General features: G+C 53.1%; 6 protein-coding genes. 3 read left to right on the top strand and 3 right to left on the bottom strand.

Features of this window, described 5'->3' with window-relative positions:
- Positions 1-102 precede the first annotated feature (102 nt).
- Together ABD920_RS16640 and ABD920_RS16635 are read left to right on the top strand one after the other, a co-directional pair.
- Complete coding sequence (locus ABD920_RS16640; protein WP_345160616.1) at positions 103-1,380, top strand: SGNH/GDSL hydrolase family protein; 1,278 nt, start codon at positions 103-105, stop codon at positions 1,378-1,380.
- A 370-nt stretch (positions 1,381-1,750) separates the two neighbouring features.
- Positions 1,751-4,081, top strand: coding sequence for a LamG-like jellyroll fold domain-containing protein (locus ABD920_RS16635; RefSeq protein WP_345160615.1), 2,331 nt, complete (start codon positions 1,751-1,753; stop codon positions 4,079-4,081).
- Between the two features lie 253 nt (positions 4,082-4,334).
- On the opposite strand, the gene ABD920_RS16630 is transcribed toward ABD920_RS16635, so the two are convergent.
- Together ABD920_RS16630 and ABD920_RS16625 are read right to left on the bottom strand one after the other, a co-directional pair.
- On the bottom strand, positions 4,335-5,147 hold the full coding sequence (locus tag ABD920_RS16630; RefSeq protein ID WP_345160614.1) for a hypothetical protein: 813 nt from the start codon (positions 5,145-5,147) through the stop codon (positions 4,335-4,337).
- Positions 5,148-5,161: 14 nt separating this feature from the next.
- Positions 5,162-6,715 carry an MATE family efflux transporter gene (locus ABD920_RS16625; RefSeq protein ID WP_345160613.1) on the bottom strand — a complete coding sequence of 518 codons (1,554 nt, stop codon included), beginning with the start codon at positions 6,713-6,715 and terminating at the stop codon, positions 5,162-5,164.
- Between the two features lie 1,149 nt (positions 6,716-7,864).
- Here ABD920_RS16625 and ABD920_RS16620 point away from each other — a divergent pair.
- Entirely contained in the window at positions 7,865-11,269 is a 3,405-nt protein-coding gene (locus ABD920_RS16620) for a PQQ-dependent sugar dehydrogenase (RefSeq protein ID WP_345160612.1), read from the top strand.
- Positions 11,270-11,342: 73 nt separating this feature from the next.
- Here ABD920_RS16620 and ABD920_RS16615 read toward each other — a convergent pair whose 3' ends face one another.
- A complete protein-coding gene (locus tag ABD920_RS16615; RefSeq protein WP_345160611.1) occupies positions 11,343-13,604 on the bottom strand; it encodes an Ig-like domain-containing protein in 2,262 nt (753 codons plus the stop codon).
- Between the last annotated feature and the right edge of the window lie 10 nt (positions 13,605-13,614).

Below are 13,614 nucleotides of genomic sequence, written 5' to 3'. Positions count from 1 at the left end.
ACAGGACAGGCTCCTTTTTCAAAACACCCTGCCAAAACCCTCCAGTCAATCCTCAAACAAACGGTCACCGCCTCAGCAAGCGCGGATAATTTGATACGGATTATGCCGTTAGGTGACTCGAACACGGAGGGAGTGGCTAGCTTTGAGATTACAGTCGAGAACAGGGTAGCTTACCGAGACAAGTTAGAGGAGCTTCTGGATGCAAGCAAGTTAAAGGGGCTATATGACTTTGTGGGAAGCGAGCGCACCGGGGGCAGCCTCATGCATGACACAGAGCATGCAGGGTTTGGTGGTGCCCGGGACGAGGACATTGCCGAACTTCTCAGAAATGGCAAGTTCGAGTATTATAATACTGGTGATTATCATGGACCAGGTCTGGAACCTGGCTACGCCGGATATCTAGACATGTACGACCCGGATATAATCCTGCTGCACATCGGCACGAATGAGGCGTGGAAGAATCCAGGCGATGTCAGCGAAGTCGTAGATATCCTTGATCAGATAGATGCCTACGAGGACAGGGAGAAAAAGGATGTCACCGTGATACTGGCTAAAATCATCCTTTCCGACGGACGAGATCCTTCGGTAGACACAGACATCATAACCTATAACAATGCCGTCAGTGAAATGGTCAAAACCAGGGTGGAGGCTGGGGACCTTCTTGTTCAGGTGGACATGCAGGAGGGGGCAGGCCTGGTATATGAAAGCGCAGAGGCCGGAGGGGATATGGCTGACCAGTTGCACCTGACCCCAGGCGGTTACGCTAAAATGGCGCAGGTGTGGTTCGATGCGATCATGTCCACGAATGCCGTGCTTCCTGTGGAGTTGATGGAGTTCAAGGCAGTATATAAAGGGGGGCAGGTGCAGTTAAAGTGGAGCACGGCGTCGGAGCAGGACAATGCCCGTTTCGAAGTGGAGCGGATGCAGGAAGAGCAGCCTTTTGTAACTATTGGAGCGGTGGCAGGGGCCGGCAACAGCAGCAGCCTCCTGCGCTACACGTATCCTGACGCAGCCGCGCCGGCGGGCCAGCTGTACTATCGCCTCAAGCAGGTGGACAGCGATGGCACCTACTCGTATTCGAACGTAATCGCCGTCAGTCTTCCGGGTGCCATCGGCCTCACCACTAAAATTTACCCGAACCCGACCGATGGCACAGCAGCCGTTTATCTGAGTGCTTCCGGATTTATGAAGGCCGCCCCGGTGGAGCTAACCCTGCGAGATGCAAAGGGCCGGAAACTTTTTTACCAGACGTTGCGCGCAGGAACACAGGGTATATTGAATGCAGCGATACCATTACCCCAGGGCCTTGCCCAGGGTTTCTATATAGGCGAGCTCACTTCATCGGTCGGATCCCGCCGGTTTAAGCTGCTGGTCAGGTAAATGGTATTCAGCATAACCCGATGGCCAGTATCGGGCAAAATCTTCTGCCAAGGGATTTGCCTGGTAAGGAGGATTCATCAAAGAAGGAGTATCTTGCAGAGCTGCAGCATCATGTGGCAGGAAAGCAGCCGCCGTTAGTGCAATTTTAAAGACGAAGGCAATCACAATAAATGCCCTTTCATCGCATATTAGCTAATTTGAATTTTCTAATACAACATCCCGTTTAAAAAAGCGTAATCATAACAGTTTAAAAGACCCTGGCCAGAAGAGGCTGCCCAGCACTTAACCCTGAACCCATCGGAGAGCCGCAACGCTGCCCTGTGTGAGTTAACCGCTGGCTTTCATTCTTATATAGCATCAGAAGCAATCCATGAAGCAAAGTACTACTTCATATATATATTCACCCGCTCCTCCTTACCGACACATCCAACCGGCCCTGCGATGTGACACAGCACGCCCAGTCACCTGCAAATCGCTGTGGCTGCTCTTTTTCTTCCTTTGTTTTGCTGTGTCCGGGGCCTCCGCCCAGGTGGGCAGCGTCAGCGGGTGCCTGCCCGGGCTTCAGCATTATTTCGGGCTGGACGAGGAAGGAGGGGGCTCCTATACCGACTTCATTACCGGCGCTACGGCCACCTGCACTACGTGCCCTGCCGCCACAGCGTCGCTTTTTGGCGCAGCGCAGCGTTTCAGCGGGAAGAATCAGGTTGATTTTAATGAGGTACAGAATTTCAACTGGGGCGTTTACGACAGCTTCACCATCGAGTTCTGGATGCAGACATCTGCGAAGCCCTCCGAGAACATGGTTATCATTGGCCGAAGCCCCAAAGACTCAGACTTCCTGTGGTGGGTAGGTGTGGACAAGGATGGTTATATGGCCTTTGAGCTTTGGGACAAGAACAGGAAGGGTTTCAACGCCAAGTATTCGGTAAAAAAGATTAACGACGGGCAGTGGCACCACATCGCTTTTGTAAGGGACGATAAGATCAAGTTTAATAAGCTTTATGTAGATGGCTTTGCCGTTGTCGGTTTTGAGTACGTTTATGAGACTGGCTTCGAAAGCGCATCCCCCGTCAACATCGGCTACTTAGACCTGAACAAAGGCCATCACTACAGCGGCCTGCTGGATGAGCTGAAGCTATATGACCGGGCGTTACAGGAAAGCGAGTTGCGGGAGGAGTACAATTACGGAGCCGGTAACTATTGCGGTCCGGTGCAGATCGCCCCCGACATCATATCCCAGCCCATTACTTTTGGCGTTACCGGCCAAACCTACGCATATGACCTTAAAGCGACAGGAAACCCAAAGCCCACCTACACCATTGTATCCGGCCCGGAAGGGCTAAGCATCAATGCCGCCACCGGGGTGCTCAAATGGGTGCCTGGCACCCCCGGCAAGTTCAGCGTGACGGTGCAGGCGGGCAACAGTGTGGGGCAGGACCAGCAGAGCTTTGAGGTGGATGTGAAGCAGGGCCAGGGCGAGGTACTGGGCACCGTGCACCACTGGATGCTGAACGAGACATCCGGGCAGCAATATAGAGACTACTACACGCCCTACCATGCTACCGCTGCAGCAGAAACCAGGCCGATGCCCGTGTTTGGGATTGTAGGCGGCGCCCAGCGCTTCGACGGCAAGGACGACGCCGTGAACGTGGAGGAGAGCATGAACTTTAACTGGGAAGCGGACGATAATTTCAGCATTGAGCTTTGGATGAAATCCACCGCGAGCGCAACGGACAACAGCGTGATCATAGGAAGGGACTCCAAGAACTCGTTTGTGCACTGGTGGATTGGAATGGACAAGCAGGGACAGGCGGGCTTTCAGTTGATCGATGCGGTTTTTGAAGAAAAATACACAGGCAATAGCGGTCCCAAGTTGAACGACGGAAAGTGGCACCAGGTGGTGGCCGTGCGCAACAATGCCTCAAATTTGAACAGTCTGTATGTGGATGGCGAGCGTGTGGCGGAAAAAACTTACCGCTACACAGGGGGCTTCGAGTCGCTGGCCGCAGTGAACATGGGCTATATGAACAGGGAAGCAGGCTATCGCTTTGAGGGCGACCTGGATGAAGTGAAGCTGTACGGCAGGGCTTTGTCAGCGGAAGAAATCAGGAACCGCTACGCAGCCGTGTTTGACGCCTACACCGAACTGATTAGCTTTGAGGCGGAGTACGTCATCAACGCCGTCGACCTTACGTGGGCCACTGCCTCGGAATATAACAACAGCTACTTCGCAATTGAGCGGGCTTCGGCTGACGAAGTGTTCACCGAGATCGGGAAGGTGGATGCCTCCGGAACGACGAACGTGAAAAGCTCCTACTCCTTTAAAGACATACAGCCGCTGGACGGCGTGAACCTGTACAGGCTGCGAATAGTAAAGGGCGATGGGTTGTTTACTTACTCTCCCATTGTGCGGGTGGAGAAGTTCGGGCCTTCCGGCTCCATGTTTTTAGTCTACCCCAATCCGGTTTCGGGGGGGGAAGTGAACGTGGACATCACCAATCTTGATGAGGGCGAAAAAGTCGTCTTCCAACTATCTGATATGGCCGGCCGAAAGTTGCTGGAGCAGCACCTGGAAGTCGGTTTGTACGGAAATCTGCAGTTCAGCCTGCCAGTTCCCGAGAAGCTGCGGTCGGGGATCTATCACCTGACCGTGATCACAAGCAAGAAGTCGTTGAGCCGAAAGCTGATGGTGGTGAGGTAGGAGCGGGTATTTATATATAATATAGGGCCTATATAAATCTATTCGCCTGATTACGGCGCATTCAAACGGGCCACGCATGTACAGCCGCTAGCGGCTGTACATGCGTGGCCCGTTTGATTTTTTCACTGGTAGGTTGTGCTGGTTTACGGGCGACCAGGGCTTGACAACAACCCGTTTCTATTGTGACCTTCTACAGCTTGCTGACTGATCTGCCAATAGGTTCTATATATGGATTTTATTCCTGAAGTGTTCATCAACCCTTGGACACCCAGTAAGACTGATACAGATACCGGTACGGCTTGGCCACGAGATAAAGCAATATGTTCTTGAGATAGGAGCGCTTTTCACTTCTCAGCCCTTTGTCAGAGATTCGCGAAGCGATCACCGCCTGCCCACTAAAACGGTCTGTTCCCCCCTCGAAATGGTTGAACAGGATTTTTAAATTATATTCCTGCTCGTACTGATAGGCAAGTGCCGTAAAAATGCTCTGATCATGCCTGTTGCCCACAAACCGTGGGCTTTCTTTGCTCCGTTCGCTTTCCGGCACATCCATCACAAGGTCCGGCCGGTTGAGCATGATATCCTGCCATCTGCTGATGAATTCTACTGTCGAGGCGGTTTTCTTGATGAGGAAAAAGGTGGCCGCGATCTGGTATCGTTTCTTCCAGTGCTTCCCGATACCCGAGAAGTGGTCGATGATACTGCTCCTGGAATACTGCTCGTTTGTGCCGTTAATCAGGAACACGATCCCGTTGTATTTTTCCAGAAGGCCAAAGTATCTGTTCCACTCCTCGTCTTTAAAAACAGAGCACCCTGAATCAGCATATACCAGGATGTCTCCCTCTTTCATTTCCTTTAGCGTATTCCCGACCACATTGGGTTTCCAGATCCAGTAACCGCCCCCTTTCTTGTTGTTAAACAGGGGCGAGGTGGCGACATCATCAGAGACATCCTCTCTGCCGTAGACAAGTATCTTATCAAAAAAACCGGTTTCTGACGCCTGTTTCGCTATCCTCTTTTTGCTGTTCTCATAAGCCTTATCCCCGTAGGTAACAAAGTATCGCATTGTGATTCGTTAGATTATTTTATAATACTGTCTGATTTTACTATACCTATCTTTTGCAGGATCAACAGGAAAAGATGGTTGAACGGCCTTCTTTCCTCTTTGTTGAACCCAATCAGATAAAGGCTGAGCAGAAAAGTAGCCGAGCTACAAAGGACCGTCTCAAAAAGGCGCAGGGTGCCGGCGGGCATGATATAGAAGGGGACCAGGCTGAAAATAAAGATGAAGGCAAAGGACAGGCTGCATCTGAGCGCCACCCTGTTCAGGTAATCAGCTATCTCCAGCCCGCATATCCGGTTTGCAAAATAGAGGTTCAGTGCAAAGGAGAACACAGAATAGACGATGAACACGACGTAGATGGTATAAGCCGGGTATCCGTTCAGGAATAAAATGTATGCCACCGGCAGGGGTAAAATAGTGAGCAGCGAGTTATAGGTCTCGTACTTGCGGATATTGCCGACCGCCATGATCGAGGAGCTCAGTGTGACATACAACTGGTCGATCAGGATACGGATCAGGTATAAACGGCAAAAGACGACGGCATAGTCCGGCACATCCTTCAGCCACAGGTTCAGAACATACGGCATCTCGATCAGCACCGGAACACAGAAGAACGTCCATAAAAAGAAAGAGATCTTGCTTCCCATAATCGAAGCCCGCAGCATCAGCTTTCTGTCCCCGCCTCCCTCGCTTTTGGCTATAACAGGGTTCAGCGCCCGCAACATGGTGGCAGCGAAGGCGCCCAACTGGCCGCTCACCTGGCTGGCGATTCCCTGGGCCGCGTTAACCACGGTACCAAAAAACACATTCAGTACAATGCCCTGTCCGTATGCAGAGATCATGCTGGTGGAGGAGCCCATAAAAGACCAGCCGGCGAAACTGGTCATCTCTTTCATCAGTTTTTTGTCGTAGTTTTCCCGAATGCTGATCTTACACTCCGGGTATTTTTTCTGGCAGTAGAAGACGCGGAGGAGCAAGAGGAAAATGGAGAGGGCCGCCATCAGAACGCCATATACCACGAGCTTGTCTTCCGTCGTTTGTATCACATAAAAAGCGATCAGCAGCTTCATCACCGACTCCACGATGCCTAAAATGGCGAACAGCAGCATGTTTTCGTGTGCGTTGATCACCGCATCGTAGGGCACTGAGAAAACAGTGAAGATCGTGCTCACCACCATAAAGTGGTAAACCAGTTTGGCTGCCTCCACTCTGTCGGCGGGGATCGTTAGCACCCCGTTGAAAAAGATATACCCGGCGATCTCTAAGACCACGATGAGTAAAGCCGCAATCAGAAGGTGCAGCACGAGGCTCACATTAAAGATATGTTTGGACTGGTCTGTGTTTCCTGCGCCTTCGGCATAGGACATAAAGCGTTGGGTGGCTCCGGCCATGGCGGCGTTCAGGAAGCCCAGCATCGCAATGGTGCCCCCCACCAGGTTAAAGATACCGAAGTCCTTCGCCCCTAATGCCTCCAGTATTAATCGGGTTGTATAGAGAGAGATTAATACGGTTACCGCCATTCTGGCGTAGAGTATACCCGTATTCACCGCTACACGTTTTGCTGCTTGCATCGCTTGTTTAGGTATTGAAAAGGACTTTAGAAACAGGGGATGAACAGGCTGTCATGGTACTTCTAAAATAAGCACAAGCTGTGGTTTGCGGTTTCACTTGATAAGAAGGGTTCAGGATAATTGCTTTAATATATGAAAAGTTGATTATACGCCTGCCTGCCCTTTTAGTTATCTTTTAAAACCTCCTCCCAGGGCTGTTCCTGCCGGAGATCGGTCCCATTCGTTTCGTTGCGGGACTCTGGCCAGGCGCGACGCGGTTTTATACTGTAATTTGAGGTTTTATATACCCCGCGTCAGACCCGCTTGCTTGGCGTCTTCCGGCATTCCTGCAAGTTAAGTAAGTTCGCTGATTGTTTCTCCAAGATTGTCAACTATCCCTCCCGCGGCACCAATAAAGCTCTCTGGGCATCCCATACCCTTTGCGGCTAAATAAGTACAGCAAGTCCATATATATCCTTTGTTATAAAAAGCGTTGAGGTATGTTGCCGCAGCTTGCCTGGCTCCTGCACGGGGAGTACAGAGGGTAGGGTATGGATTACTCCTGCCAATTTCTATATACCCGCTTGTGCAATTGCTTGACTTGTTTTATAAGTGTTTGCAACCACCCGGCACATGTTCCGGCAATGCGACTACCTTCGCCCACGGCTTGCCTTGCTCCCTGCAAAAGGTACAAAAACGGGTGTTATATGTTAGGCCTTTTGCTTTGCAAAACGCGCGGGTTTATATGCCTTAATGCCGCTTCCTTTACTGCTTTATATATAATGTATTGCTAATATATATTTATAAATAATTTATTTTCAATAAGTTGGGTCGTTACGTTTTAAGCTGATGATACGCAGGTATTCCAAAACGGAACAATAAAAAACAACGCCTCGTATGAACCTGTGTTTATAGGCATATCTATATATTATACACATACATCCTAAACTGCTCCCCTTATAAGAGCATATCCATCAACACTTTTACCTACATATGAATCACCTTTATTCACCAGAACCACGATTACCCTTATGTCATTTCCGTGCTAAAAAGAGGGTCGGTAACGCCTTATCATTTTCAGTTTCCAGTAACGTTAAGCGGTTTTTTAGTCTGCTGCTCCTGCTTTTACTTGTACAGGTAACGGTGAAGGCACAGCTTCCTCCGGGCTTTGTGGAAGAACAGGTTGGAGGCGAGTGGAACGCAGCCGTGGGGCTTACCTTTTCGGAGGACGGGCAGAACATGTTTGTGTGGGAGAAAGGCGGGAAGGTATGGGTTGTGAAAAATGGCGAGAAAGCCCCGCAACCGCTGATCGACCTTACCAACGAGGTGGGGGACTGGGGAGACCACGGGTTGCTTGGCTTTGCCCTCGACCCGGCTTTTGCTAACAATGGTTACATCTACCTGCTTTATGTAGTGGACAGAAACTACCTGATGACCGGTGGCACGGGCAGCTACGACCCCGCTGTGACGAGCCAGAGAGAAGCCACCATCGGCCGCGTAACGCGGTATAAAGTAGTGACCCGCAATGGTGACCTGGCTGCAGATTTGGGGAGCCGCAAGGTTTTGCTCGGGGAGACGCCCGCTACCGGTATTCCCATCCTTTACGAATCGCATGGGGTAGGCTCGCTTGCCTTTGGGGAAGACGGCTCGCTGCTGATCTCAGCGGGTGACGGCGCGTCTGCCGGCCTGGTGGATGGCGGTTACCGCGAGGACGATCCGAAGGATATGATCCCGGTTGACACGTATATACCACAGGCACTGGCAGACGGTATCATCACCGAAGCCCAGAACATTGGCGCCTACCGGTCGCAGCAGCTCAGTTCGCTCAATGGCAAAATCCTGCGCATCGACCCGGCTACCGGTAACGGACTCCCATCAAATCCTTTTTATGATGCTTCGAAGCCAAGAGCAGCCTCTTCCAGGGTATGGTCATTGGGCCTCCGCAACCCCTTCCGCTTTACTGTAAAACCCGGAAGCGGCAATGCTACCTCTCCGGGTACAATTTATGTGGGAGATGTGGGCTGGCTGCATTGGGAAGAAATAAATGTGGCGGATAAAGCCGGTCTGAATTTCGGCTGGCCATTCTATGAGGGGCTGGAAGAGCTGCCTGTCTACACCAACCGAAGGATAGATAACCTGGATGCCCCGAATCCGCTTTACGGAAAGGGGAACTGCGATATGCCATACATCGCCTACAATGACCTGATTTATCCTCCCAAGCGCACCGAAGCAGTTTATTTCGGCAATTTCTGCGACTGGACTGTTCCTATTCCGGCGGACGTGCCAACCTTTGTGCATACCCGACCCATTCTGGAGTGGGTGAATGCCGTGGCCAAGGATGGCGTCGCGCCAACCCCCATCACCAGGACAGGTACTTTTGACGGAGAGGATGCCGCTGTGGTAAACGTGGGAGATGCAGACTCGCCCGTTACGGGAGCCCCTTTTTATGGCAGCTCGTCCACGGGCGGTATATGGTACTTTGGGGATGCCCTTCCGGAAGAGTACAGGAACACCTACTTTTTCGGCGACTATGGCGCCGGGTGGATCAAAAACCTGACGATTGACGGAGATAATAAACCAAAGAAGATAAACAACTTCATAGACGAAAACGCCCGTGTTACTGCCTTTGCCACAAATCCGGCGACAGGTGAACTCTACTATGTAAACTACGCTGCTAAAATAATGAAGGTGGCCTTTTATGACGGAAACACTCCTCCTGTAGCAGTTGCCGAGGCCGACAAATTATTTGGGCAGAGCCCGCTGCGGGTAAGTTTTTCCGCTGCTAAATCCACGGATGCAGAAGGGAAGGCCCTGACGTATGAGTGGGACTTTGGCGACGGATCCGAGAAAGCCACTGGGGTGACAGTGCAGCACACCTTTACGGCAACCGGTGCGAAGGCCTTCGAAGTCACGCTGACGGTAACGGACGCTGAAGGGCTTACCGATACCGAGAAGCTGACCATCACAGTGAACAACACCCCGCCTGCGGTTACGATCGTGAGCCCCACCGCAGAGACCAAATACCCCATGGATGCGATCACGACCTATCAGTTGAAAGCAGACGTGACAGACGGAGAGGACAGTGACGCGGAACTCACGTATGAGTGGCAGGTGGCGTTGCATCACAACACCCACAACCACCCGGATCCTGTAATGAACGAGCAAGAGGCAAGTGCGACTTTAACGCCGATAGGTTGCGACGGAGAAACTTACTTTTACAGGGTGAGCCTGAAAGTGACGGATACCGGTGGCTTGTCTGCTTCAGACTTTGTAGATGTTTACCCCGATTGCAGTGCCGGGGTAGTGGCGGCCGTAGCGATGGCCAGCCCCGCTAACAACGCAGCCTTTGACATAAATGAGCCGGTGGAGCTGAAAGTGAATTTTGCAGATGCGGCCAGACAATGGGAAAAGATAGAGTATTTCCAGGGTACAAGTCTTATCGGAACCGTAACTTCAGCCCCATATAGTTTTACATGGCGTAATGTGCCTGCCGGTGTTTACAATATAACTGCTAAAGCCACCGACATCAGCGGTCATAGCGTCACTTCCGGAGCCGTGAGCATTGCGGTCGGCGACGGCGGCATCGTCGAACTGGCGGATTGCCTGCCCGGCTTAATCCACTACTTTGGGTTTGATGAGACAGAAGGCACCACGTTTGATGACTTTACATCGGGCGTTAATGCTACTTGTGAGAACTGCCCAGAGCCCGTTGAAGGCAAATTCCTGGGAGGAGCAAGGTTTAGCAGTACTGCTACCGGTATAGATATAGGGGATGCCAACAGCTTTAACTGGGGCGCGGGTGATAGCTTTAGCATGGGGTTCTGGATCAAGACGGATGCCACGCCGGCTGAAAATGCGGTGATCATAGGAAGAGACGCTTCTGCCGCCGGTTCAGGCCTGCATTGGTGGATCGGCTTAACACCGGAAGGGAAGGCAGTTTTCATGCTGAAGGATATAAACCACGCCGGTGTGCAGGTAGGCGGCGAGCAGGGGCCAAAGCTGAACGATGGCACCTGGCACCATATACTGGCCGTGAGAGATGGGGCAAGCAACATGAACAGACTCTTTGTGGATGGTGCCTTGCTGAAGGAGGAGGCTTACCAGTACAGCAATGGTTTTGAAGGACAAGCGGCTGTTAATGTTGGTTATTTAAACCGCGCGAGCGGCTATCACTACAGTGGTGACTTGGACGAGTTCAAAGTATATGACAGAGCTGTGTCACAAGCAGAGATAGCAGGCATATATAACGGAGGAAGCGGCACCTACTGTGGCCTCACGCCGCTTGGCATGACGGACAACCAGACTTTTGCGGGCACCTATGAAGTTTTCCCGAACCCGGCTTTTGGCGATCAGTTACATTTATATGTTTCAAAACTCTCCCCGGGTGAGGACGTGACACTGATGTTGGTCGATATAACGGGCAAAAAGGTGCTTGAGCATCATACCACGGCGCGTCCTGATGGTATCATACAGCTCTCTCTCTCCCTTAGAGAAGATATAGCGATGGGGTTATATAATCTCCTGCTACTATCAGAGGAGAGAAAGCTCAACCGAAAAATTGTTATTAAGAAATAGAGGCGATCACGCGCCCTTCCATCAAAAAGCCCCGGCCATATGGCCGGGGCTTTTTGATGGAAGGGCGCGTGGCTTACTGCTTTATCACCTTGATTGACTTAGCGTTTCCGGCAGCGTCGTTGTACCTGAGGAAGTACAGTCCGCTCGTCAGGCCCGCGTCTGAAAGGTTGATCGCGAGCTTGTTGTCTTCCGGCAGCAGGTCCTGCTGTTTGTAAACAACTCTACCCGTCTGGTCCAGCAGCACAACCTCCTTCAGTTCCGCGTTCAACCCTGCCGTGTTCATGGTGAGTACATCGCTGAAAGGGTTAGGGTAAGCGGTAATCTCGGTGATGAAAGACGCCGTTTCAGATGTTTCTGCCGCCTGTAAATTACTGGTGCTGGCGAATGTATTGCTGATCGGGGAGAGCCTGCCGCCGGCGATCGGCATTTCCTTGGCGCCGTTCGGCAGCTGCCAGCCCACGGCCAGGTTGTCGCCGCCGCCCATCTCCAGGTGCAGGGCCTCGATGTAGTAGCGCCTGCCCGCCTCCAGGGGCACCTTCACCGACTGCTGGGAAGTATACTTCGACCACTCGCGGGAGTAGGTCCAGCCGTTCACGTAGGCGATCTGCTTTTTGTCTGTGGGGTTATCAGAAGTACTCAGGTAAAGTACTGCGTTGTCGTCGCCGGCGATCCAGAAGGTATACTCGCCGCTCACAGGGGCGGTGACGTAGCCGCGGATGCGCTGGCCGTAGTTGTCGGCCACGTTCGTGGGGGCCTCAAACAGGGTCAGCTCGCCGGCGCTGGTCGGGGCCTTGGTAACCGGCACCGCCGAAAGACCGGATCCCGTCACGGCTGCCCAGTACTCACGCGTTATCTTGCCAGCGACAGGTTCAGAAGGGGCTGGCAGCAAGCTGATTGTCTCCAATTTCGTAATAGTGATACTGACGGCAGCAGAAGTTGTGGCAGCGCCCTGCTTATCAGTCGCTTTGGCCGTCAGGACATAACTTCCGGCTAACAGGTTGCTGCATGCAAAGCTGAACGGGCTGGCTAATGCTTCTCCAAGCTTAGTGGTTCCGTGGTAAAACTCTACTTTGGCTACCGACCCGTCGGCATCCTGCGCGGACACAGTAATCTCCAGAGTGGTGTTTTCAGCCAAAGAAGCACCGGCCTTCGGTGAGGTAATAGCCACCGTCGGGGCCTGGTTGGCTGGCGCAATGCTGGCGCTGGATACAAATGGCCCGAGTACAATCCCATTCTGGCTCAGCTTGCCCTGCCATATCTGGTACTCCTGCTGCTCGTGGGTTTTGGTGATGGTTCCCTGTGGGAGGGTGGCGTTGTCGTAGGCTGCCACGGTGCCGTCGGGGAAGTAGGGGGCGTCGTTGCGCTGGTGGGCGTAGGTGCCCATCACCCCTGTCAGGTTGTGGTGCACGGCGTTGGAGTGGGTGGCCCCGGTCTTGTAGTAGTCGTAGCCGTAGAGGCCGATGTTGTGGGTGCTCACCGGGGTGCCGTCGGGCAGCAGGGCCGAGGTGACGGCGCGGTTGTTGTAGATCTCGATGTTGTTGCCCCCGGCGATGGCGTAGTTGTAGTTGCTCAGGTTCACCGTCTGGTTGCCGTAGACCTTGACGTGGGCCGTGGCCACGTCCGAGGGGTCGCCCATGCCCTGCTGCCACCAGGAGTCGGCGATAATGCCGCCGCCGGAGTAGGTGCCCGACCTGGGGTCCAGGGGGTGGGCCCCCTGGATGTAGTTGTCGTGGACGCGGATGGGGGAGTCGGGGGTGCCGCGGGAGTTGGACAGGTTGATGTTGTCCTCCACCACGGAGTTGCCGGGCTCGTTGATGACCTGGTTCCAGGCGATCTCGGCGTGGCGGACGGGGTTTCGGAAGTTGAGGCCCACGAAGCAGACGCCGGCCACCCCGCCGTAGATGCGGCCGTCGATGTTCCTGGCCTTGTTGTAGCGGATGCGGATGCTCTGGGCGGGGGTGCCGTCGCCCAGGTAGCGGCCGCCCAGGTTGATGCCGGCGGCGCCCTCGATATAGCAGTTCTCGACCACGATGTTGGTGAACTCGTCGACTGCCACGAAGTAGCGGGTGCGCTTGTAGTCGTGCCAGGGGGTGGGGGCCAAGCCGTAGGCATTGGTGTTGCGGACGGTGATGTTGGCGGCCCCGTGGCCGGCGGATCGGATCATACGGCCGGCGCCGCGGATGTTGGAATTCTCGATGATGACCGGCTCGGAGGTGGTCACCTCGACGGCCGAGACGTTGGAATCGCGGGACTCCCAGTTGCCCGTGTAGGTGCCCCGCTTGGTGATGACGATAGGGCCTGAGTATACGATTTGCTCCTTTTTTTGAACAGGCACCTTTCTTTCC

The organism is Pontibacter saemangeumensis (assembly GCF_039541895.1).
Taxonomy (GTDB): Bacteria; Bacteroidota; Bacteroidia; order Cytophagales; family Hymenobacteraceae; genus Pontibacter; species Pontibacter saemangeumensis.
The sequence above is the reverse complement of the archived record's forward strand: the minus strand, read 5'-3'. Positions and strand labels throughout refer to the sequence as shown.